The following is a 22,454-nucleotide window of genomic DNA, read 5'->3' on the forward strand; positions in this document are numbered from 1 at the left end:
GTGGATGGTGCGAAGTCTGTTCAGAAGTCGGGGCGGACGATCAGCCGGTGGCGCCGAAACCGGCGGACACGCAGTTGATCGACAGCAGCAGGGCCTTGCGGAATTCCTCTTTCCGCGCGGCGTCGTCGGTCATGCGGAAGGCGCGCAGCAGCGAAATCTGCTGGCGGCTCACCTGGTTGACCACCGGCAGCCGGTGGTCGAGTTTCTGGCGGTAGTCGGGGAAGCGCTCGGCCAGGCCACGGGTGCCCGACAGGCGCAGGATCTGCGTGCGCGTGATGTCGTACTCGCGGGCGATCATGCCGAACACCTCCTCGCGCACACCGGCGTCGGCGACCAGCTGGCTGTATTCGCGGGCGATGTCGAGATCGACCACGGCCAGCGTTTTTTCCACTTCATCGACGATGAGGCGGAACAGCGGCGACTCGTTGAACATGCGCGCCAGCAGCGCTTCGCCGCTGGCACCGCGCACGCCGATGAAATTGGCGAGGCTGGAGCCGACGCCGTACCAGCCGGTGACGATGTGGCGGTTCTGCGACCAGGCGAACACCCACGGAATCGCGCGCAGCTCGGCCAGCGACTTGGCACCGAAACGGCGCGCCGGGCGCGAGCCGATGTTGAGCAGCGAAATCTCTTCCAGCGGGCTGGCTTCCTGGAAGTAGCCAACCAGCGCCGGATTCGAGATCAGGTTCTGGTAGGCCGCGTGCGCCGCGCCCGACAGCGCTTCGAGCGCGTCGTCGAATTCGGGTACCGCGTGCGGACCGTCGGCGCGGCCGGACTTCAGCGCATGGTCGAACACGCTGGCGGCCAGCAGCTCGAGGTTGAAGGCGGCCGTACCCTTGTTGGCGTACTTGCTCGAAATCACCTCGCCCTGCTCGGTCAGCCGGAACAGGCCCTGGATGGAGCCGGCCGGCTGTGCGGCGATCGCGCGCCCGGCGGGCACGCCGCCGCGGCTGACCGAACCGCCGCGACCGTGGAAGAAGGCGATCTTGACGCCCGCTTCACCGCCGACCGCGGTCAGCTTCTGCTGCGCCTTGAACAGCTCCCAGTTCGACGACAGGAAGCCGCCGTCCTTGTTCGAGTCGGAGTAGCCGATCATCACTTCCTGCACGCCGCCCAGCGCGCGCACCGAGCGCTTGATCAGCGGCATCGCCAGCAGCTCGCGCATGATGGCCGGCGCGCGGCGCAGGTCGTCGATGGTTTCGAACAGCGGCATGATGGGCAGCGAACAGCGCTCGACTCCGGCCGGATCGGCGTACAGGCCGGCTTCCTTCGCCAGCAGATAGACGCCGAGCACGTCCGACACATTGCGCGTCATGCTGAGGATGAAGCTGCCGAAAGCTTCGCGGCCGACGCGCGGGCGCATTTCAGCGATCAGGCGGAACAGGCCCAGAGTCTCGGCGGCAACCGCCGGCAGACCGCTGGTGTCGCGCACACCGGCGCGCGGCGCGGCCAGTTCGGCCAGCAGCCAGTCGCGCCACTCGGCGCTGTCCTGCGCCGGTGCCGGCACGTCCTCCGGTTCGCCGCGGCTGGCGCGCCACAGCGCTTCCAGCGTCTGCGTGACGCGGGTCGAGTTCTCGCGCACGTCGAGACGCACCGTGCTGAAGCGGAACATTTCGATCTGGCGGCGCAGCGGCACCACTTCGGTGTCGGCGATGCGGCTGAGCTTCGCGTCGCGCAGGCCGGCTTCGAGCGTGCGCAGGTCGGCGACCAGGCGGTCGGCCGATTCGTAGCCACGACGACAGGCCGCCCCCTCTTCCGCCTGGGTGCAGGTAATGGTGTCGTCCAGCTTGCCCAGCACGCACACCAGGAACTGGCGGAACGGTTCCCCCGGATTGCGCGCGGCAATCGCGTTGCCCTCGCCGCTCTCCTCCAGCGCCAGCATCAGCGCGTCGCGGAAGTCACCGGACAGCGTGAGCGACGCTTCGGTTACCGACAGGCCACGCAGCAGTTCGAGCACCGACTGGCGGTGGCGGCGCAGGCTGGCCAGCCGGCATTCGACCAGCGCACCGCGCGTGATTGCATTGGTGACGAAGGGATTGCCGTCCCGGTCGCCGCCTATCCAGGAACCGAATTCGAGGAAGCCCGGCAGATCCGCTTCGCCGAAATGCTGCGCCATCGCCTCGTCGGCGCGCGCCAGCACGTCGGGGCCGACCTCGAACAGCGTTTCGTTGAAGAAGTGCAGGCCCCAGGCGATTTCCTGCGACACGTTCGGCTTTTCCAGCCGCAGTTCGCCGGTCAGCCACAGCAGTTCGATCTCGTTGCGCAGCGCGTCTTCGAGATCGTGGCGTTCGCGCGGCGTCCAGCGCGGCGATTCGAGCTCGATCAGCATGCGGTAGATGCGGCGATGCCGTTCCAGCACGGTCACGCGCTTGGCTTCGGTCGGGTGCGCGGTCAGCACCGGGCGCACCTTGAGGCCGGCGAAGGCTTCGCGCACGCGCTCCGGCGACAGGCCGGCCTTCTTCGCCGACGCCAGCACGCTGGCAAAGGTGCCAGGCAGGCTTTCGCGGCCCTGGTGGCGCTCGACCTCGCGCCGCTTGCGCATGGCGCCGTTCTGTTCGGCGATCGACAGCAGCTGGAACAGGATGCCCTGGGCCTGGATGGCACGGCCCAGCATCTGCGGGGAAAGACTGTTGCCCGACTCGCCGGCAAGCACCGGCAGCAGTTCGGGATGGTGGCGTTCGACCACTTCGCGCAGCAGCGAAAACAGCAGGTCGATCGCCTTTTCCGAGAAAGCCGCCCCGGAGGCGTCGGCAGACGCGGGAACGGAAATGGGATCACTCACCACGGTGGGAGTCTCGCAGGCTGGTGGCGGGCGTCCGCCCCACCGGGGCGGACGGAAAGCAGGGCGCGCTCCGCACGCCCCGTGCTGCTCTGCTCTTACAGCTTGGCCAGGACGGAGGCCACGGTGCTGCCCAGCTCGCCGGCGCTCGGCGCGACGGTCAGGCCGAAGGAACGCATGATTTCCGACTTCTCGGCAGCCGAATCGCCGGCGGCCGAGATGATGGCGCCCGCGTGGCCCATGCGGCGGCCCTTCGGTGCGGTCAGGCCGGCGACGTAGCCGACCACCGGCTTCTTCATGTTTTCCTTCACCCAGGCCGAGGCTTCGGCTTCCTGCGGGCCGCCGATCTCACCGATCATCACCACGGCGTGGGTGTCCGGGTCTTCCTGGAACTTCATCAGGTGGTCGAGGAAGGACGAGCCGTTGATCGGGTCGCCGCCGATGCCGACCGAGGTCGACACGCCGATGCCCAGCTGCTTCATCTGCGCGGCCGCTTCGTAGCCCAGCGTGCCCGAACGCGACACGATGCCGATGTTGCCCTGCTTGTAGATGTGGCCCGGCATGATGCCCAGCATGGCCTTGCCCGGGCTGATGATGCCGGCGCAGTTCGGGCCGACCATCAGCGTACGGCGCTCCTTCGGGTAGCGCATGAAGTAGCGCTTGACGCGCATCATGTCCTGCGCCGGGATGCCGTCGGTGATCGAGCAGACCAGCTGGATGCCGGCGTCGGCCGCTTCCATGATGGCGTCGGCGCAGAAGGCCGGCGCGACGAAGGTGATCGACGCTTCGGCGCCGGTCGCGGCCACCGCGTCGGCCACCGTGTTGAACACCGGCTTGCCGAGGTGAGTGGTGCCGCCCTTGCCCGGGGTCACGCCGCCGACGACGTTGGTGCCGTACTCGATCATCTCCTTGGCGTGGAAGGTACCTTTGTCGCCGGTAAAGCCCTGGACGATGATCTTGGTCTTTTCGTTGATCAGAATGCTCATAACTAAATCCTCGTGTGCATCGGTTATCCGCCGCGCGCCGCCCGCCGGGCCGCCCCAAGGGCGAGCGCAGCCCCCTCGGGGGGCAGCGAACGGAGTGAGCGTGGGGGTCTATTCGCTCAGCTGGCGGCGTGGGCGCGGGCGGCGTCTACCGCCTTCTGGGCTGCTTCGGTCAGCGAATCGGCGCTGATGATGGGCAGACCGCTCTCGCGGATGATGCGGCGGCCTTCTTCCTCGTTCGTACCGGCCAGGCGGACGATCAGCGGCACCGTGATATCGATGTCGTTGCAGGCCTGCACCACGCCCTGAGCCACCCAGTCGCAGCGGTTGATACCGGCGAAGATGTTGACCAGGATGGCCTTCACGTTCTTGTCCGACAGCACCAGGCGGAAGGAATTGGCCACGCGCTCGGGCGAGGCGCCACCGCCGACGTCGAGGAAGTTGGCGGGCGCGCCACCGGCGTACTTGATGGTGTCCATCGTCGCCATGGCCAGACCGGCACCATTGATGATGCAGCCGATGTCGCCGTCGAGGCCGACGTAGTTCAGGTTGTGCTCCGCGGCCTGCACTTCGCGCGGATCCTCCTGCGACGGGTCGCGCATATCGGCCACGGCACGCTGGCGGAACATCGCGTTGTCGTCGAAGGACATCTTGGCGTCCAGCGCCAGCACGCGGTCGTCCTTGGTGACGACCAGCGGGTTGATTTCGACCATGGTGGCGTCGAGATCGCGGAAGGCGCGGTAGGCACCCATGATCGCGGTCACTGCACGCGACACCTGCTTGATCGACAGGCCCAGACCGAAAGCGATCTGGCGGGCCTGGAAAGCCTGCAGGCCGACGGCCGGCTCGACCACGACCTGCATGATCTTTTCCGGAGCACTGTGTGCCAATTCTTCAATTTCCATCCCACCTTCGGCAGAGGCGATGACGCGAACGCGCTCGGCTTTGCGGTCCAGCACGATGCCCAGATAGAGTTCGCGCTCGAACGGCTCGGCCACTTCCACGTAGACGCGCTGAACGGGCTTGCCCTCGGGGCCGGTCTGAATGGTCACCAGGCGCTTGCCCAGCAGTTCGCGGGCGGCGGCATCGACCTCATGGTAGGTCTTGCACAGCTTGATGCCGCCGGCCTTGCCGCGGGCTCCGGAGTGCACCTGGGCCTTCACCGCCCAGTGCCAGCCGCCCAGTTCAGTCGCCGTGTACACGGCCTGGTCGGGGCTGTAGGCCACGCTGCCGCGCGGCACCGGCACGCCGAAGCCCGCCAAAAGCTCTTTCGCTTGGTACTCGTGAATGTCCATGCTTCACCTTCTGTCGTGTGGAAGAGAGTGGTGGTTCATCGCTGAACCGCGAGGTGCCCGCACAGGGTCGAACACCGGATTCGTTGTAAAGAATTATGGATGAGGTCTTTTCAATTAAGCTTCACTTATACTTATCACGGCAATAAGAAAGTCCGATACGAGGCCCTTGATCCATCAGATATAGTCTGCTTGCCTTGTATTACTTCATAAGGCCTGCAGAGGACGCGGGCCGAAAGCTCACATCAGAAAGGTAATCCGAATGTTTGACCCGAAACAGACCATCGCCCATTCCGACCCCGAACTGTGGGCCGCCATGGAAGCGGAGTACGCCCGTCAGGAACACCACATCGAGCTGATCGCGTCGGAAAACTACGCCAGCCCGGCGGTCATGGAAGCCCAGGGCTCCGTACTGACGAACAAGTACGCCGAAGGTTATCCGGGCAAGCGTTACTACGGTGGCTGTGAGCATGTTGACGTCGCGGAACAGCTGGCGATCGATCGCCTCAAGGCACTGTTCGGCGCCGAATACGCCAACGTGCAGCCGCATTCGGGTTCGCAGGCCAACGCCGGTGTCTACATGGCGATGCTGCAGCCGGGCGACACCATCCTCGGCATGTCGCTGGCGCACGGCGGTCACCTGACCCACGGTTCGTCGGTGAACTTCTCCGGCAAGATCTACAAGGGCGTGGCCTACGGCCTCGATCCGGAAACCGAAGCGATCGACTACGCACAGGTCGAAGCGCTGGCCAAGGAACACAAGCCGAAGATGATCGTGGCCGGTGCTTCCGCCTACGCCCTGCACATCGATTTCAAGCGCTTCCGCGAGATCGCTGATTCGGTCGGCGCCTACCTGCTGGTCGACATGGCCCACTACTCGGGCCTGGTCGCTGCCGGCCTGTACCCGAGCCCGATCGGCATCGCCGACTTCGTCACCTCGACCACGCACAAGACGCTGCGCGGCCCGCGCGGTGGCGTGATCATGGCCAAGGCCGAGTTCGAGAAGCCGCTGAACTCGATGATTTTCCCGGGCATCCAGGGCGGTCCGCTGATGCATGTCATCGCCGCGAAGGCCGTCGCCTTCAAGGAAGCCGCGACCCCGGAATTCAAGACTTACCAGCAACAGGTGCTGAAGAACGCCCAGGTGATGGCCGAAACGCTCGTCGAGCGTGGCGTGCGCATCGTTTCGGGCCGCACCCAGTCCCACCTGTTCCTCGTCGATCTGCGTGCCAAAAACATCACTGGCAAGGACGCAGAAGCAGCGCTGGGCCGTGCACACATCACGGTCAATAAGAACGCCATCCCGAACGACCCGCAAAAGCCGTTCGTGACCAGTGGCATTCGAATCGGCAGCCCTGCCATGACGACCCGCGGCTTTAAGGAAGCCGAGGCGAAGCAAGTTGCAAACCTGATCGTGGACGTGCTGGACGCACCGAACGACGACGCCGTGATCGCACGCGTGGTCGCCGACGTCACCAAGCTGTGCGACGCGTTCCCGGTCTACGGCCGCAACAAATAAAACAAGCGGTCAGCCACCCCGACACCATTCAAAGCAATTACAGGAGTTTCGCCATGTCTCGAATCGCCGGTCGTAACCATCTTTACGTGCCTGGTCCCACCAACACGCCGGAGCGCATCCTGCGCGCCATGGTCGTGCCGCAGGAAGACCACCGCTCGCCCAAGTTCCCGGAACTGGCGCTGTCGGTGCTGGCCGACCTGAAGAAGGTGTTCAAGACCACCGAAGGCACCATTTTCACCTTCCCGGCATCCGGTACCGGCATGTGGGAAGCCGCGCTGACCAACACGCTGTCGCCGGGCGACAAGGTGCTGTGCTCGCGCTTCGGCCAGTTCAGCCACCTGTGGGCCGACATGGCGCAGCGCCTGGGCTTCGAAGTCCAGGTGCTCGACGTCGAATGGGGCACCGGCGTGCCCTACGACCAGTACGAAGAGATCCTGCGCGCCGACAAGGAGCACAAGATCAAGGCCGTGCTGGCCTGCCAGAACGAGACCGCCACCGGCGTGTCGAGCGACATCGCCAAGGTGCGCAAGGCGATGAACAACGCCAACCACCCGGCGCTGCTGATGGTCGATACCGTGTCGTCGCTGGTGTCGATCGACTTCCGCATGGACGAGTGGGGCGTCGACTGCACGGTGTCCGGTTCGCAGAAGGGCTTCATGCTGCCGGCCGGCATGGGCATCCTGGGCATGAGCCCGAAGGCGCTGAAGGCGATGGAAACCGCGACCTCGCGTCGCTGCTACTTCGACATCGGCGACATGATGCGCAACAACGCCACCGGCTACTTCCCCTACACGCCGTCGATCCCGATGCTGTACGGCATGCGTGAAGCGCTGAACACCATTTTCGAGGAAGGCCTGGAGAACATCTTCGCCCGCCACGAATACCTGGCCAACGGTGTCCGCGCCGCCGTCCAGGAAGGCTGGAAGCTGAACCTGTGCGCCAAGGCACCGGAGTGGTACTCGAACACCGTCAGCGCCATCCTGGTGCCGGAAGGTTTCGACGCCGCCAAGGTGATCAGCAACGCCTACAACAAGTACAACCTGTCGCTGGGCGCCGGCCTGTCGAAGGTTGCCGGCAAGGTGTTCCGCATCGGTCACCTCGGCGACCTGAACGCGCTGTCGCTGATGAGCGCGATCGCCGGTGCCGAAATGTCGATGCTGGACAACGGCATCAACGTCACCCCGGGTTCGGGCGTGGCGGCAGCCTCGACCTACTGGCGCACGAACGCTCCGCAAGCGAAGTAATATTGCGGCGGCCCGCTCCGGCGGGCCTGCGTGTCTGCTGCTCGGCCGGGTTCGCCCGGCCTTTTACATCCATAGAACAGAAGGAAGAGACATGTCGCACCACGTTGTGTTTCTCGACCGCTCCACGCTGAAGGCCAATGTCCGTCGTCCGTCCTTCGACCATACCTGGGCTGAGTACGACACCACCGCCCCGGACCAGATCGTCGAACGTCTGAAGGACGCCACCGTCGCCATCACCAACAAGGTGCCGCTGCGCGGCGACGTGCTGGCCCAGCTGCCGAACCTGAAGATGATCGGCGTGGCCGCCACCGGCTACGACGTGATCGACGTGCCGGCCTGCCGCGAACGCCGCATCGTCGTGTCCAACATCCGCAACTACGCGGTGCACACCGTGCCGGAACACGCGTTCGCGCTGATCCTGGCCCTGCGCCGCAGCATCATCGCCTACCGCCAGGACGTCGAGCGCGGCCGCTGGCAGGAAGTGGACCAGTTCTGCTTCTTCGACCACCCGATCTACGACCTCTTCGACAGCACCATCGGCATTTTCGGTGAAGGCGTGCTCGGTCAGGGCACGGCTAAGATCGCCCGCGGCTTCGGCATGAAGGTGCTGTTCGCCGACCACCCGGGTCCGAAGGCGCCGGGCGTCGAATTCACGCCGGCGGAGGAAGTGCTGGCCCAGTCCGACATCATTTCGCTGCACTGCCCGCTGACGCCGGAAAGCCGCAACATGTTCAGCATGGAGCAGTTCAAGAAGATGAAGCGCAGCGCCATCCTGATCAACACCGCCCGCGGCGGCCTGGTGCACGAGGAAGACCTGGTGACCGCGCTGAAGGAAGGCATCATCGGCGGCGCCGGTTTCGACGTGCTGACCAAGGAACCGCCGAAGGAAGGCAACCCGCTGCTCGACCTGCGCCTGCCCAACTTCATCCTGACCCCGCACGTGGCCTGGGCCTCGGACGGCGCGATGCAGTTCCTGGCCGACCAGCTGATCGACAACGTCGAAGCCTACGTCAAGGGCAGCCCGGTCAATACGGTGACCTGATAGCCGCGACACGCATCAAGGTCCGTCGGCTGTGCGGCCGGCGGATTTCTCTCTTCCAGACATCCGAGACATCACAATGAAAAAGCTGCTTTACCAATTCGATACCGATGAACACCCGTCGGTGTTCGACAGCGTCGTGTGCCACGACGGTGGCGCGGACCACGTGATCGGCTACGGCGGCGTGCATCCGCACAACGTCGGCGCCATGGTCGACGGTGCGATCTTCACCCGCGCACCGAAGGACAAGAAGAACACCGCCATCTTCATCGGCGGCAGCAACATGGCCGAAGGCGAGACGCTGTTCAAGGCGGTCAAGAAGAAGTTCTTCTCGAACTTCCGCGTGTCGGTGATGCTCGACTCCAACGGCTCGAACACCACGGCCGCCGCCTGCGTCGCCTGGCTGGCGCACAGCGGTTCGCTGAAGGGCAAGAAGGCGGTCATCCTCGGCGGCACCGGCCCGGTCGGCACGCGCGCCGCCGTGATGCTGGCCAGCGAGGGCGCCACGGTAACGCTGGTGTCGCGCAAGATCGCCACCGCCGAAGAAGCGGCCAAGCAGCTCAAGGCCAACTTCAACCTCGACGTCGCGGTCGCCGAAGCGGCTGACAACGATGCGCGCGGTCGTGCCATCGAAGGCGCGAACGTGGTCATCGCCACCGGCGCCGGCGGCATCCAGCTGCTGGAAGAGCGTCACTGGAAGGACAACCCGACGCTGGAAATGATTGCCGACGCCAACGCGACGCCGCCGCTGGGCATCGAAGGCATCGACATGATGGACAAGGGCGTCGTCAAGCACGGCAAGATCGTGTTCGGCGCCATCGGCTTCGGCGCACTGAAGATCGCGCTGCAGCGCGCCTGCGTCGGCAAGCTGTTCGAAAGCAACGACATTTCGCTCGACGCGTCGGAAATCTACGCGATGGCGAAAACCATGGTGGGCTGAGCCATGACGATGATCAAGGACAAGCCGGTCACCACCTTCCTCGACGAGCTCGCCTCCAGCGCGCCGACACCGGGCGGCGGCAGTGCCGCTGCCATCATGGGCGGCATGGGCGCGGCGCTGGTCAGCATGGTGTGCAACCTGACCATCGGCAAGAAGGCCTACGTCGAAGTCGAAGGCGAAATGAAGGATCTGCTGGCCAAGGCGGAAGCGCTGCGCGCCCAGCTGACCGACTTCATCCGCGCCGACGTCGAAGCCTTCGACGGCCTGATGGCCGCCTACGGTCTGCCGAAAGACACCGACGAGCAGAAGGCCGCCCGTTCGGCCGCGATCCAGGACGGTCTGAAGAAGGCCACCGACGCACCGCTGGCCTGCGCCCGCGCCTGCGCCGACGTGATCGCGCTGTCGCTGGTCGCTGCCGAGAAGGGCAACAAGAACGTCGTATCGGACGCCGGTGTCGCCGCTCTGGCCGCCGTCGCCGCGCTGCGTTCGGCTGCGCTGAACGTCGACATCAACGTGCCCAGCATCAAGGACGCCGATTTCGCCGCTTCGCGCCGCGCAGAAACAGACGCCCTGCTGGCCAAGTGGGTGGCCGAGGCTGACCGAGTCGTCGAAGTTGTGAAGAGCAAGCTCTGACCCGCCTGCTCGGCATCTTCAGGGGCGCCTGCGGGCGCCCTTTTTTCGTTCAGCACACGCGTGCGCCTACTGCTGCGCCTGGATCTGCGCCTGCACCCGGTTCAGCCATTCGCGCATCGTCGCCAGCAGTTCGCCCTGACTGAACGAACAGCTTTCGCCGGAAAACAGCCGCGCCGATTCGAGCCGCATCAGCAGGCCGTCGAGCACCTCGCGCCATTTGGCGGGAAGCGCCGCATCATCCACACCATGGCGACGCCAGATGGCGATCAGCGCATCCATGTCGATACGCCCTGCTTCGAAATCGGCCAGCGAACGGCCCAGTGCTTCGTTCATCGCTATCCTTTCCCATGTCGGAACAAGCGTTCCCGCGGCCTGCCGCTTGCGCCGGTACCAAGGCATGCGCGTACAATCGCGACCCTGGTTGCATTGCACAATAATTCGCCCGACCGACGGTCGCGGCAGCCGGGAGTCCGCATGAGTCTGTACGCCCTCGACGGCAAGACACCTGTCGTCCATTCCAGCACCTGGATCGCGCCCAGCGCGAGCATCATCGGCGACGCCGAACTGAAGGCGGACACCAGCGTGTGGTTCGGTGCGGTCATCCGCGCCGACAACGACCACATCTCGATCGGCGAGCGCTCGAATGTACAGGATGGCGCGGTGCTGCACATCGACGACGGTGTGCCGCTGACCATAGGCACCGACGTGACCATAGGCCATCACGCGATGCTGCACGGCTGCACGGTGGGCGACGGCTCGCTGGTCGGCATCCACGCCGTCATCCTCAACCGCGTCGTGATCGGTCGCAACTGCCTGATCGGCGCCAATGCGCTGATTCCGGAGGGCCGCGTCATTCCCGACCGCTCCCTGGTGCTCGGCTCGCCCGGCCGCGTGGTGCGCCAGCTCACCGACGAAGAGGTCGAGGGACTGATGCGCAGCGCCGCCGGCTATGTCGACAAGTCGCGCCTGTACCGCGACAGTCTGCAGGCCGTCCCCAGAGACTGACGTACCCTTCAGCACGGCGCGCGGGCGGTCGTTATCCCGGTGAACCACCGACATCGGGAGACCGCAATGACCCAGCGCACCCACTTCTTCTTCACCGGCGCCCACGTACTGCCGGCCGTCATGCTGGCCGCCAGCGGCGAAACCACCGTGATGGCGGTGCTGACCTATCTGGCGCTGCTCGGCGTCGCACTGCTGTCGGCGATGGGCGAAGAGCACGCCCGCGTGCCGGTGCGCATCGAGGCCGACGAAGAGCGGGACATCCACCGTCGCCGCTGAAATCCCCGGCCGCTATACTCCCGTCGTCATGACGATTGCGGGAGCACAAATGAAATACCCCCTCTGGCTGCTGCTTGCAGCCTGCGTGTCCGGCGCGAATGCGGCCGAACCGTCTGCCGCGCGGCGCGAAGGCATCGTGGTGGACCTGAACGCCGAAGCGTCCCGTCTCGCACCGAACGACCTCGCGCGCGCCCAGGCCTACATCGAACTGGGCGATACCACGCCCGGACCGCTGGCGAAGAAGGTGAATGCGGCGATGCAGTCCGCCCTCGCCACCACCAAGCCCTACACCAGCGTGAAGGTGCGCAGCGGCAACACCTCGACCTATCCGGTCTACAGCAAGAACGGCCGCACCATCGAAAGCTGGCGCATGCGCTCGGAACTGCTGCTGGAATCGAAGGACCAAGCCGCGCTGTCCGAACTGCTGGGCAAGCTGCAGACGCAGCTTGCGGTCGGCCAGCTGACGCTGGAGCCGAGCGAGGACACCGCGCGCGAAGCAGAGAATGCCGCGATCGGCGACGCCATCGCCGCCTTCAACGCACGCGCGAAGATCGTCGCCGCGTCGCTCGGCGGCAACTGGCGCGTGCTGCACATGAATGTGAACAACACCTCCGGCATGCCGCCGCCGCGCCCGCTGATGCGCAGCAAGGTGGCGATGGCCGAAGCAGCGATGGCCGACATGCCGGTGGAGGCCGGCGAATCGCGCGTCAGCGTAAACATCAGCGGACAGATCGAGATTGACCGCAAGTAAGCAGGCACTCACGCTCACCGCCGCGCTGCTGCTGGCAGGCTGCGGCACGCTGCCGGCGCCGGCGCCCGATGTGCCGGCCTCGCCGCAGCCGCCTGTCGTACAGACACCGGCACCCGCACCGACGACGGCCCTGCAACTGGCCGACGACACCCACGCGCAGGACGCGGTGATCTATGCGCTCGGGCTGATCGGCAACCAGTACCGATTCGGCGGTCGCAACCCGGACAGCGGGGTGGACTGCAGTGGCATGGTGAGCTGGATCTTCGAACAGGTGGCCGGCATACGCCTGCCGCACAACGCGGCACAGATCGCCCGCCTGGCGCGACCGGTCGATCGCGCGTCGCTGCAGCCGGGCGATCTGGTGTTCTTCAACACCAGCGGCAAGCCGCATTCACATATGGGCATTTACGCTGGCGAGGGGCGCTTCATCCACGCACCGAGCACGCGCGGCAAGTATGTGCGCACCGATGCGCTGGACAGCGGCTGGTTCGCCGCGCGTATCAGCGGACTGCGCACGCTGCGTCGCGACGTCTGAAGGAAATCCTGAGGGGCTCGCCTGACGGCAGTCAGGGCTTGTTGCTGCGCGGCACCTGCACGAACACCTCGCCCGGCTTGACCAGGCCCAGTTCGACGCGGGCACGCTCCTCGACCGCGTCGAAACCGGTCTTGAGGTCTTTCACATCCGCCTCCAGCGCGACGTTGCGCGCTTCGAGCCGGGTGTTGAGCGCGCGCTGCGCTTCCAGCGCACGCTCGGCTTCCCATGCCTGCAGCCACCCGCCCTTGCCGAGCCAGAGCGGGTACTGCAGCGCGGCGATCAGCGCCACCAGCAACAAGGACGGCCAGTGGCGGACCATGATCGCCGACCTGCCCGCTTACTTGCGCAGGTTGTAGAACGCCGAAGCGCCCGGGTACCACGCGGTATCGCCGAGGTCTTCCTCGATGCGCAGCAGCTGGTTGTACTTGGCGATGCGGTCCGAACGGCTGAGCGAACCGGTCTTGATCTGCATCGCGTTGAGGCCGACGGCGATGTCGGCGATGGTGCTGTCCTCGGTTTCGCCCGAGCGGTGCGAAATGACGGCGGTGTAGCTCGCGCGCTTGGCCATTTCGACGGCGGCGAAGGTTTCGGTCAGCGTGCCGATCTGGTTGATCTTGATCAGGATGGAGTTGGCGATGCCGCGGGCAATGCCTTCCTTCAGGATCTTGGTATTGGTCACGAACAGGTCGTCACCGACGATCTGCACGCGGCTGCCCAGACGCTCGGTCAGCAGCTTCCAGCCGTCCCAGTCGTTTTCCGCCATGCCGTCCTCGATGCTGACGATGGGGAACTTGTCGGCCAGCGTGGCAAGGTAATCGACCAGCTGGGCCGATTCCATCGTCAGGCCCGCGCCTTCGAGGTGGTACTTGCCGTCCTTGTAGAACTCGGAGGCGGCGCAGTCCAGCGCCAGTACCAGGTCGCGGCCCGGCTCGTAGCCGGCGGCCGAGGCGGCGTCCAGAATCATGTTCAGCGCTTCTTCAGCGCTGCCGACGTTCGGCGCGAAACCGCCTTCGTCACCGACCGTGGTCGGGTAGCCCTTCTTGTCGGTGAGCTTCTTCAGCGCGTGGAACACTTCGGCGCCCATGCGCAGCGCTTCGCGGAAGCTGGTCACGCCGACCGGCATGATCATGCATTCCTGGAAATCCAGGCTGTTGTTGGCGTGCGCGCCACCGTTGATCACGTTCATCATCGGCACCGGCATCGCCATGCCGCCCGAGCCTCCGAAGTAGCGGTACAGCGGCAGGCCGGCTTCTTCGGCAGCCGCCTTGGCCACCGCCATCGACACCGCCAGCGTGGCGTTGGCGCCGAGGCGCGACTTGTTCTCGGTGCCGTCGAGTTCGATCAGGGTCTTGTCGATGAAGGCCTGCTCTTCGGCGTCGAGGCCGATGATGGCTTCGGAAATTTCGGTATTGACGTTCTCGACCGCGGCCAGAACACCCTTGCCGAGATAGCGGTCCTTGTCGCCATCGCGCAGCTCGATGGCTTCGCGCGAGCCGGTCGACGCACCGGACGGCACGGCGGCACGGCCCATGATGCCCGACTCGAGCAGCACGTCCGCTTCAACGGTGGGATTGCCGCGCGAATCCAGTATCTCGCGCGCGACGACATCGACGATTGCACTCATGGTCGCTCCAGGTCCTCAGTAAATTTATTGAATTCGAATTTTGATCGTGTCCCGCGCCATCAGGCGAAAGCGGATTCGAGGAATCCGTGCTTCTTCGTGACGGCGTCGAGGTCGCGCAGCTGGGTCAGCAGCGCTTCCATCATAGGCAGCGGCCAGGCATTGGGGCCGTCCGACATCGCCTTCTCGGGATTCGGATGGGTTTCCATGAACAGGCCGGCGATGCCCACGGCTACCGCGGCACGCGCCAGCACCGGCACGAACTCGCGCTGACCGCCGGAGCTGCTGCCCTGCCCGCCCGGCAGCTGCACCGAATGCGTCGCGTCGAACACGACCGGGCAGTCGGTGTTGCGCATGATGGCCAGCGAGCGCATGTCGGACACGAGGTTGTTGTAGCCGAAGGAGGCGCCGCGCTCGCACACCATGATGGTGTCCGCGCCGCCGTTCGCTTCCTTCGCCTTGTCGACCACGTTCTTCATGTCGCCCGGCGCCATGAACTGGCCCTTCTTGATGTTCACCGGCTTGCCGGTGGCGGCGCAGGCGTGGATGAAGTCGGTCTGGCGGCACAGGAAGGCCGGCGTCTGCAGCACATCGACGTACTGCGCGACGATGGGCGCCTCTTCGGCGGTGTGCACGTCGGTCAGCACTGGCACGTTCAGCTCGCGCTTCACGTCGGCCAGGATTTCCAGGCCCTTTTCCATGCCCGGGCCGCGATAGCTCTTGCCCGAACTGCGGTTGGCCTTGTCGAAGGACGACTTGTAGATGAAGGGGATGCCCAGGCGGGCGGTGATTTCCTTCAGCTTGCCAGCCGTATCGAAGGCCATTTCGCGCGATTCGATCACGCAGGGGCCGGCGATCAGGAAGAAGGGCTGGTCGAGGCCGACGTCGAATCCGCACAGTTTCATGGCGATCTCCTTAGCCCGTCACCTTGCGCACGGACCGCTTGACCGCCCCGCGAGCGTCCTGGCGGGCGATGGCCGCGCGGGCGAAGGCGGAGAACAGCGGATGGCCGGCGCGCGGCGTCGAGGTGAATTCGGGGTGGAACTGGCAGGCGACGAACCACGGGTGGTCCGGCAGTTCGATCATTTCGCACAGCGGGTCGGTCGCGTCCTGCGAACGGCCGGACACGCGCAGACCCACCTTTTCGAGCTGGGCGAGGTACTGGTTATTCACCTCGTAGCGGTGACGATGACGCTCGACGATGGTCGCGGCGCCGTAGATGTCGCGCGCCAGGCTGCCTTCGGCGAGGTTGCAGTTCTGGCCGCCCAGACGCATCGTGCCGCCGATGTCCGACGACTCGTCGCGACGCTCGAGCTTGCCCTCTGCACTCATCCACTCGGTAATCAGGCCGATCACCGGGTGCGGCGCGTTGCGCTCGAATTCGGTACTGTGCGCACCGGTCAGGCCGGCCACGTTGCGGGCATATTCGACCACTGCCAGCTGCATGCCGAGGCAGATGCCCAGATAGGGAACGCCGTTCTCGCGTGCGTAGCGGATGGCGGCGATCTTGCCCTCGACGCCGCGGCGACCGAAGCCGCCGGGCACCAGGATGGCGTCCATCGGGTCGAGCAGCGCGCGGCCGCCGTCGCTGGCGCGCTCGATCGCTTCCGAATCGATGTAGTGGATGTTGATGCGCGAGCGGGTGTGGATGCCGGCATGCACCAGCGCTTCCGACAGCGACTTGTAGGACTCGGTCAGGTCGACGTATTTGCCGACGAAGGCGATGTCCACGTCGCGCTCCGGATGCTCCAGCGCATCGATCAGGCGTGTCCAGGCACTGAGGTCAGCCGCGCGGGCGAGGATGTTCAGCTTGTGACAGACGATCTCGTCCAGCATCTGGTTGTGCAGCATGGCCGGGATCTTGTAGATGCTGTCGGCGTCGGTGACCGAAATGACCGCTTCCGGCAGCACATTGGTGAACAGCGCGATCTTGCGCCGTTCGTCGTCCGGTACGACGCGGTCGGAGCGGCACAGCAGGATGTCCGGCTGGATACCGATCTCGCGCAATTCCTTGACCGAGTGCTGGGTCGGCTTGGTCTTCAGTTCGCCGGCGGTGGCGATGTAGGGCACCAGCGTCAGGTGCATGAAGCAGGTGTTGCCACGACCCTCTTCGATGCCCATCTGGCGGATCGCTTCGAGGAAGGGCAGCGACTCGATGTCGCCCACCGTACCGCCGACCTCGACGATGGCCACATCGGCGCCTTCGGCGCCACGCTTCACATAGGCCTTGATCTCGTCGGTGATGTGCGGGATCACCTGCACCGTCTTGCCCAGATACTCGCCACGGCGCTCCTTCTTGATCACCGACTCGTAGATCTGGCCAGTGGTGAAGTTGTTGCGCTTGCCCATCTTGGCGCTGGTGAAGCGCTCGTAATGGCCGAGGTCGAGATCGGTTTCCGCCCCGTCTTCGGTGACGAAGACCTCACCGTGCTGAAACGGGCTCATCGTGCCCGGATCGACGTTGATGTAGGGGTCGAGCTTGAGGTGGGTGACACGGATGGAGCGCGATTCGAGAATCGCGCCCAGCGAGGCGGCTGCAATGCCCTTGCCGAGCGAGGACACCACGCCACCGGTGACGAATACGTACTTGGTCATGTATTGCGCTGCAGCGGGAAATGCGCAGTTTACCGGAAAAGCGGCGGCCCTTGAACACCGCGGCGCGCTGACCAGGGCAGTTGCCGGCGACACTGCGCCTTCATCTCTGCCCTTCCCGCCCCCCTTGCAACGCTCAGCGCAGCATCAATCCGCTTCGTCTATCCAGGCCAGCTGGATGGCTTCCAGAATCTTTTCGCCGCAGCGGCTCTGATGGTCGTCGAAACCGGGCAGCGCCATTACCCACTCCATCAGGTCGGTGAAGCGCACGTACTGCGGATCGACGTCGGGCCGCGCCTCGGTCAGCGCAATCGCGATCTCGCGTGAATCAGTCCATTTCATCGCTGTTACCTCTTTCCTTCACTGACCATGTTGATGGTGTATTTCGGAATCTCGACCACCAGCGGAGTGTCCGCCACCTCAGCCTGACAGGACAGGCGCGAGTTCGGCTCCAGGCCCCAGGCCTTGTCGAGCAGATCCTCTTCCAGTTCCTCGGCTGCCGCCAGGCTGTTGAAGCCCTCGCGCACGACGACGTGGCAGGTGGTGCAGGCGCAGGACTTCTCGCAGGCGTGCTCGATCTCGACGCCGTTGGCGAGCAGCGCGTCGCAGATGGTGGTGCCGGGGGCGGCTTCGATCACTGCGCCCTCGGGGCACAGTTCGACATGGGGCAGTACGACGATCTGGGTCATGCGGGTCTCGGAATTCGGTTTCTTACAGTGATTCGACGCTGCGACCGGCCAGCGCACGCTGGATGCTGCGGTTCATGCGGCGGGCGGCGAACTCGTCGGTGCTGCGGCCTAGCGCGTCGATCGCCTTCTTGATTGCGGGGGTGTCCTCGCCAGCGGCGGCGTTCGCCAGGTCGACCAGCACTGCGTCGATCGCGGCGCGTTCGGCCGGATCCAGCAGATCGCCGTCGGCGGCCAGCGCCGCGTGCGTCGCCTCGCCCAGACGCTGCGCCTCGACACGCTGTTCGGCCAGGGCGCGCGCGCTCATGTCTTCCTGCGCGTGCTCGAAGCCCTCGCGCAGCATGCGCGTGACTTCATCGTCGCCCAGGCCGTAGCTCGGCTTGACCTCGATGCGCGCCTCGATGCCGGTGCCCATCTCGCGCGCCGAAACACTGAGCAATCCGTCGGCGTCGACCTGGAAACTGACACGGATGCGCGCCGCGCCGGCCACCATGGCCGGAATGCCGCGCAGTTCGAAGCGGGCCAGCGAACGGCAGTCGGACACGCGCTCGCGTTCGCCCTGCACGACGTGGATGGCCATCGCCGTCTGGCCGTCCTTGAACGTGGTGAATTCCTGCGCGCGCGCAGTCGGAATCGTCGAATTGCGCGGAATGATCTTCTCGACCAGCCCGCCCATCGTTTCCAGTCCAAGCGACAGCGGAATCACGTCGAGCAGCAGCCAGTCCTCGTCGGCGCTGCGGTTGCCCGCGAGCACATTGGCCTGGATGGCGGCGCCGATGGCGACCACCTTGTCCGGGTCGAGATTGGTCAGCGGCTCCTGGCCGAAGAACTCACCCACCGCACGCTGCACGTGCGGCATGCGGGTGGCGCCGCCGACCATCACGACGCCCTTGACGTCTTCCGGCGACAGACCGGCGTCGCGCAATGCCTTGCGGGTCGGCGCCAGCGTCTTTTCCACCAGCTTCTTCGTCATGTCGGCGAAAGCATCGCGCGTCAGTGTGACGTCGATCTCCTCGCCACCGCTCAACTTGAGGCCGATGTGCACCGCATCCTGTGCGGAGAGCACTTCCTTGGCGCGACGCGCTTCCATGTACAGCGTGCGCATGTCCTCCAGCCCCGGCGGGCCGATGCGCGACGCTTCGATCAGCCAGCAATAGACGCGATGGTCGAAGTCGTCGCCGCCGAGCGCGGCGTCACCGCTGGTCGCCAGCACTTCGAACACGCCACGCGACAGCTTCAGGATCGATATGTCGAAGGTGCCACCGCCGAGGTCATAGACCGCGTAGATGCCCTCCGAGGCATTGTCGAGGCCGTAGGCGATGGCGGCGGCGGTCGGCTCGTTCAGCAGGCGCAGCACTTCGAGGCCAGCCACACGCGCCGCGTCCTTGGTCGCCTGACGCTGGGCGTCATCAAAATAGGCGGGCACCGTAATGACGGCGCCAGTCAGCGTACCGCCCAGGCTGGCTTCGGCGCGCTCACGCAGTGTGCGCAGGATGTCGGCCGACACTTCGACCGGGCTTTTCGCACCCTGCGCCGTACGCAGGCGAACCATGCCCGGCGCGTCCTCGAACACATAGGGCATCGACTCGACGTGCGCGACGTCGGCCAGACCGCGCCCCATGAAACGCTTGACCGAGGCAATGGTGTTGCGCGGATCCTGCGCCTGCGCCGCCTGTGCGGCGTGGCCGACGACAGTGCGACCGTCGGCGAAATAGCGCACGACCGAGGGCAGCAGCGCGCGACCGTTCTCGTCGTTCAGCACCACCGGCACGCTGTTGCGTACGGTGGCGACCAGTGAATTCGTGGTGCCCAGATCTATGCCCACAGCCAGCCGGTGCTGGTGCGGCGCGGTGGATTCGCCGGGTTCGGCGATCTGCAGCAGGGCCATCAGTTTTCCAGTGTTTCGTGTGCCTCGGCGATGTCCTCGCCGAGCTTCGCGATGAACATCATGCGACGCACGGTGGCGGCAGCCGCAGCCCTGTCGTGGTCGACATCAAGCTGGCGGGCCAGCAGCGTTTCGGCATCGCGGCGAGCCTGGCGCAGATTGCGCGCCAGTGCGTCCAGCGCATCGACGTCACGCGCGTCGCGCGCCTCGTCCAGCGCCTCGCGCCATTCCATCTGCTGCATCAGGAAGTCAGCTGGCATCGCCGTGTTGTTCTCGGCGCCGACATCGATGCCTTCCAGTTCCAGCAGATAGCGCGCGCGCGACAGCGACGAGCGCAGCAGCCGGTAACCTTCGTTGATGCGCGTGGCCCACTGCATCGACAGCCGGCGCTCCTGTTCCGCACGGTGCGCGTGGCGGTCAGGGTGCGCCGCCGACTGCAGCTCGTGGTAACGCGATTCGAGCGCGCGTTCGTCGATCTCGAAGCGGCGCGGCAGACCGAACAGCGCGAAGTGATCGCGGCTGAACAGATCGGCTTCGGGCAGCAGGCCGGTGGACTCAGACATTGAAGCTTTCGCCGCAGCCGCACTCGTCCTTCACGTTGGGGTTGTTGAACTTGAACCCCTCGTTCAGGCCTTCGCGCACGAAGTCCAGTTCGGTTCCTTCGAGGTAGGGCAGGCTTTTCGGGTCGATCAGTACCTTGACGCCATGGCTCTCGAAAATGAGATCGTCCGCCGCGAAGTCGTCGGCAAACTCAAGCTTGTAGGCCATGCCCGAACAGCCGCTGGTACGCACGCCAAGGCGCAGGCCGACACCGCGACCGCGCTTGGCGATGTAGTTGGCGACGTGCTTCGCCGCTTTCTCGCTCAGTGTGACACCCATTTGCGTTTCCTCAGTTATCCGTAACGCCACGTTCCTTCCGCCGGTCCGCCCCGAGGCGGCATAGCCTCGCGGACGAAGTGAGCGTCGGAGCTTTCGTTTCAGGCTGCGTCGGACTCCGGCGCAACGGCGCCGTGCTTCTTGCGGTAATCCTCGACCGCCGCCTTGATCGCATCTTCGGCGAGGATGGAGCAGTGGATCTTCACCGGCGGCAGTGCCAGTTCCTCGGCGATGGCGGTGTTCTTGATCTCCATCGCCTGGTCGAGCGTCTTGCCCTTGACCCATTCGGTCACCAGCGAACTCGACGCGATGGCCGAGCCGCAGCCGTAGGTCTTGAACTTGGCGTCCTCGATGATGCCGTCCGCGCCGACCTTGATCTGCAGCTTCATCACGTCGCCGCAGGCCGGCGCACCGACCATGCCGGTGCCGACGTCGTCGTCTTCCTTGCCGAAGGAGCCGACGTTGCGGGGGTTTTCGTAGTGGTCGAGCAGTTTGTCGCTATAGGCCATGTCTTTCTCCTTGTCTTCCTGTCTGTCCCGGACGCGCCCGAAGGCGCCCCCTCAGTGGTCTGCGCTCAGTGATGAGCCCACTGCACGGTATTCAGATCCACACCTTCCTGCACCATTTCCCACAGCGGCGACAGTTCGCGCAGCTTGCCGATCTTGCGGTGGAGCAGATCGATGGTGAAGTCGACTTCCTCTTCGGTGGTGAAGCGGCCGATCGAGAAGCGGATCGAGCTGTGCGCCAGCTCGTCCTCGCGCCCGAGGGCACGCAGCACGTACGACGGTTCCAGGCTGGCAGAAGTACAGGCCGAGCCGGAAGACACCGCCACTTCCTTGATCGCCATGATCAGCGACTCACCTTCGACGTAGGCGAAGCTGATGTTCAGGTTGTGCGGCACGCGCGCTTCCAGGTCGCCGTTCACATAGGTCGCCTCGATGTCCTGCAGACCCTTGAGCAGACGGTCGCGCAGCATGCGCACGCGCTCGTTCTCGGCGCCCATTTCCTCGCGTGCGATGCGGAAGGCCTCGCCCATGCCGACGATCTGGTGCGTCGCCAGCGTGCCCGAACGCAGGCCACGCTCGTGACCACCGCCGTGCATCTGCGCTTCCAGACGGATGCGCGGCTTGCGCCGCACGTACAGCGCGCCGATGCCCTTCGGGCCGTAGGTCTTGTGCGCCGAGAAGCTCATCAGGTCGACCTTCAGCTTGTCGAGGTCGATCGCCACCTTGCCGGTCGCCTGAGCGGCGTCGACGTGGAAGATGATGCCCTTCTCGCGGCAGATCTCACCGATCTCGGCGATCGGCTGAATGACGCCGATCTCGTTATTCACGAACATGATGGATACCAGCACGGTGTCCGGGCGAAGTGCGGCGCGGAACACGTCCAGATCGATCAGACCGTCGTCCTTCGGATCGAGATAGGTGGCCTCGAAGCCTTCGCGTTCGAGTTCGCGGAAGGTATCGAGCACCGCCTTGTGTTCGGTGCGCATCGTGATGATGTGCTTGCCCTTGCCCGAGTAGAAATGCGCCGCGCCCTTGATGGCGAGGTTGTTCGACTCGGTCGCCCCCGAGGTCCAGACGATCTCCTTCGGGTCGGCATTGACCAGCTTGGCCACCTGTTCGCGCGCCTCCTCGACCGCGGCTTCCGCTTCCCAGCCGTAGGCATGGCTGCGCGACGCCGGGTTGCCGAAGTGCTCGGTCAGCCAGGGAATCATCTTGGCCGCCACGCGCGGATCGACCGGCGTGGTCGCCGAGTAGTCGAGGTAGATCGGGAATTTCAGCATGTCATCGACTCC

General features: G+C 65.3%; 24 protein-coding genes. 9 read left to right on the forward strand and 15 right to left on the reverse strand.

Going from position 1 to position 22,454, the window contains the following annotated elements; all coding sequences use genetic code 11:
• Positions 1 to 40: 40 nt before the first annotated feature.
• The 3 genes from METRZ18153_RS0112835 to METRZ18153_RS0112845 all read right to left on the reverse strand — a co-directional run bounded on the left by METRZ18153_RS0112835 (position 41) and on the right by METRZ18153_RS0112845 (position 5,057).
• Positions 41 to 2,785: a phosphoenolpyruvate carboxylase gene (locus METRZ18153_RS0112835; protein WP_020165104.1), complete on the reverse strand. Its 2,745-nt coding sequence runs from the start codon at positions 2,783 to 2,785 to the stop codon at positions 41 to 43.
• Positions 2,786 to 2,877: 92 nt separating this feature from the next.
• A complete protein-coding gene (gene sucD / locus METRZ18153_RS0112840; RefSeq protein ID WP_020165105.1) occupies positions 2,878 to 3,765 on the reverse strand; it encodes a succinate--CoA ligase subunit alpha in 888 nt (295 codons plus the stop codon).
• Between the two features lie 116 nt (positions 3,766 to 3,881).
• Positions 3,882 to 5,057, reverse strand: coding sequence for a malate--CoA ligase subunit beta (locus METRZ18153_RS0112845; protein WP_019917756.1), 1,176 nt, complete (start codon positions 5,055 to 5,057; stop codon positions 3,882 to 3,884).
• 259 nt (positions 5,058 to 5,316) lie between these two features.
• Between METRZ18153_RS0112845 and glyA the strand changes: the two genes are divergently transcribed.
• From glyA to fchA, 5 genes are all read left to right on the forward strand, one after another.
• Complete coding sequence (gene glyA, locus METRZ18153_RS0112850) at positions 5,317 to 6,573, forward strand: serine hydroxymethyltransferase (RefSeq protein ID WP_019917755.1); 1,257 nt, start codon at positions 5,317 to 5,319, stop codon at positions 6,571 to 6,573.
• A gap of 53 nt (positions 6,574 to 6,626) precedes the next feature.
• Positions 6,627 to 7,817 carry an aminotransferase class V-fold PLP-dependent enzyme gene (locus tag METRZ18153_RS0112855; RefSeq protein WP_043363897.1) on the forward strand — a complete coding sequence of 397 codons (1,191 nt, stop codon included), beginning with the start codon at positions 6,627 to 6,629 and terminating at the stop codon, positions 7,815 to 7,817.
• A 91-nt stretch (positions 7,818 to 7,908) separates the two neighbouring features.
• Positions 7,909 to 8,859, forward strand: a complete 951-nt coding sequence (locus METRZ18153_RS0112860; RefSeq protein WP_020165107.1) for a D-2-hydroxyacid dehydrogenase — start codon at positions 7,909 to 7,911, stop codon at positions 8,857 to 8,859.
• A 76-nt stretch (positions 8,860 to 8,935) separates the two neighbouring features.
• Complete coding sequence (locus tag METRZ18153_RS0112865) at positions 8,936 to 9,796, forward strand: NADP-dependent methylenetetrahydromethanopterin/methylenetetrahydrofolate dehydrogenase (RefSeq protein ID WP_020165108.1); 861 nt, start codon at positions 8,936 to 8,938, stop codon at positions 9,794 to 9,796.
• A gap of 3 nt (positions 9,797 to 9,799) precedes the next feature.
• Positions 9,800 to 10,429: a methenyltetrahydrofolate cyclohydrolase gene (gene fchA, locus METRZ18153_RS0112870; RefSeq protein WP_019917751.1), complete on the forward strand. Its 630-nt coding sequence runs from the start codon at positions 9,800 to 9,802 to the stop codon at positions 10,427 to 10,429.
• Between the two features lie 66 nt (positions 10,430 to 10,495).
• Here the strand turns inward: fchA and METRZ18153_RS0112875 are convergent, their stop codons facing one another.
• On the reverse strand, positions 10,496 to 10,762 hold the full coding sequence (locus tag METRZ18153_RS0112875) for a hypothetical protein (RefSeq protein ID WP_020165109.1): 267 nt from the start codon (positions 10,760 to 10,762) through the stop codon (positions 10,496 to 10,498).
• Positions 10,763 to 10,903: 141 nt separating this feature from the next.
• Between METRZ18153_RS0112875 and METRZ18153_RS0112880 the strand changes: the two genes are divergently transcribed.
• The 4 genes from METRZ18153_RS0112880 (at position 10,904) to METRZ18153_RS0112895 (ending at position 12,996) form a co-directional block, all read left to right on the forward strand.
• A complete protein-coding gene (locus METRZ18153_RS0112880) occupies positions 10,904 to 11,434 on the forward strand; it encodes a gamma carbonic anhydrase family protein (RefSeq protein ID WP_020165110.1) in 531 nt (176 codons plus the stop codon).
• A gap of 66 nt (positions 11,435 to 11,500) precedes the next feature.
• Entirely contained in the window at positions 11,501 to 11,710 is a 210-nt protein-coding gene (locus METRZ18153_RS0112885; RefSeq protein ID WP_020165111.1) for a hypothetical protein, read from the forward strand.
• A gap of 49 nt (positions 11,711 to 11,759) precedes the next feature.
• A complete protein-coding gene (locus tag METRZ18153_RS0112890) occupies positions 11,760 to 12,461 on the forward strand; it encodes an SIMPL domain-containing protein (protein ID WP_020165112.1) in 702 nt (233 codons plus the stop codon).
• Positions 12,448 to 12,996 carry a C40 family peptidase gene (locus METRZ18153_RS0112895; protein WP_020165113.1) on the forward strand — a complete coding sequence of 183 codons (549 nt, stop codon included), beginning with the start codon at positions 12,448 to 12,450 and terminating at the stop codon, positions 12,994 to 12,996. The genes METRZ18153_RS0112890 and METRZ18153_RS0112895 overlap by 14 nt, the downstream gene beginning before the upstream one ends.
• 31 nt (positions 12,997 to 13,027) lie before the next feature.
• Here the strand turns inward: METRZ18153_RS0112895 and ftsB are convergent, their stop codons facing one another.
• From ftsB to METRZ18153_RS0112950, 11 genes are all read right to left on the reverse strand, one after another.
• On the reverse strand, positions 13,028 to 13,315 hold the full coding sequence (gene ftsB / locus METRZ18153_RS0112900) for a cell division protein FtsB (protein ID WP_020165114.1): 288 nt from the start codon (positions 13,313 to 13,315) through the stop codon (positions 13,028 to 13,030).
• Positions 13,316 to 13,333: 18 nt separating this feature from the next.
• Positions 13,334 to 14,620, reverse strand: coding sequence for a phosphopyruvate hydratase (eno, locus tag METRZ18153_RS0112905; RefSeq protein WP_019917735.1), 1,287 nt, complete (start codon positions 14,618 to 14,620; stop codon positions 13,334 to 13,336).
• Between the two features lie 59 nt (positions 14,621 to 14,679).
• Positions 14,680 to 15,522, reverse strand: a complete 843-nt coding sequence (gene kdsA / locus METRZ18153_RS0112910; RefSeq protein WP_020165115.1) for a 3-deoxy-8-phosphooctulonate synthase — start codon at positions 15,520 to 15,522, stop codon at positions 14,680 to 14,682.
• Positions 15,523 to 15,532: 10 nt separating this feature from the next.
• Entirely contained in the window at positions 15,533 to 17,212 is a 1,680-nt protein-coding gene (locus METRZ18153_RS0112915; protein WP_020165116.1) for a CTP synthase, read from the reverse strand.
• A gap of 144 nt (positions 17,213 to 17,356) precedes the next feature.
• Positions 17,357 to 17,551, reverse strand: coding sequence for a Fe-S cluster assembly protein IscX (gene iscX / locus METRZ18153_RS0112920; RefSeq protein ID WP_020165117.1), 195 nt, complete (start codon positions 17,549 to 17,551; stop codon positions 17,357 to 17,359).
• A gap of 5 nt (positions 17,552 to 17,556) precedes the next feature.
• Complete coding sequence (fdx, locus tag METRZ18153_RS0112925; protein WP_020165118.1) at positions 17,557 to 17,898, reverse strand: ISC system 2Fe-2S type ferredoxin; 342 nt, start codon at positions 17,896 to 17,898, stop codon at positions 17,557 to 17,559.
• 22 nt (positions 17,899 to 17,920) lie between these two features.
• Positions 17,921 to 19,783 (reverse strand): Fe-S protein assembly chaperone HscA, encoded by a 1,863-nt coding sequence (gene hscA, locus METRZ18153_RS0112930; protein ID WP_020165119.1) that lies wholly within the window; start codon positions 19,781 to 19,783, stop codon positions 17,921 to 17,923.
• Positions 19,783 to 20,343: a Fe-S protein assembly co-chaperone HscB gene (hscB, locus tag METRZ18153_RS0112935; protein WP_020165120.1), complete on the reverse strand. Its 561-nt coding sequence runs from the start codon at positions 20,341 to 20,343 to the stop codon at positions 19,783 to 19,785. The genes hscA and hscB overlap by 1 nt, the downstream gene beginning before the upstream one ends.
• The gene (gene iscA, locus METRZ18153_RS0112940; protein WP_020165121.1) at positions 20,336 to 20,659 is read right to left on the reverse strand and encodes an iron-sulfur cluster assembly protein IscA; all 324 of its coding nucleotides are present in this window, start codon (positions 20,657 to 20,659) and stop codon (positions 20,336 to 20,338) included. The genes hscB and iscA overlap by 8 nt, the downstream gene beginning before the upstream one ends.
• A 98-nt stretch (positions 20,660 to 20,757) precedes the next feature.
• On the reverse strand, positions 20,758 to 21,165 hold the full coding sequence (gene iscU / locus METRZ18153_RS0112945) for a Fe-S cluster assembly scaffold IscU (protein ID WP_019917723.1): 408 nt from the start codon (positions 21,163 to 21,165) through the stop codon (positions 20,758 to 20,760).
• Positions 21,166 to 21,230: 65 nt separating this feature from the next.
• Entirely contained in the window at positions 21,231 to 22,442 is a 1,212-nt protein-coding gene (locus METRZ18153_RS0112950) for an IscS subfamily cysteine desulfurase (protein WP_020165122.1), read from the reverse strand.
• Between the last annotated feature and the right edge of the window lie 12 nt (positions 22,443 to 22,454).

This window comes from Methyloversatilis discipulorum, from assembly GCF_000385375.1.
Lineage (GTDB): Bacteria > Pseudomonadota > Gammaproteobacteria > Burkholderiales > Rhodocyclaceae > Methyloversatilis > Methyloversatilis discipulorum_A.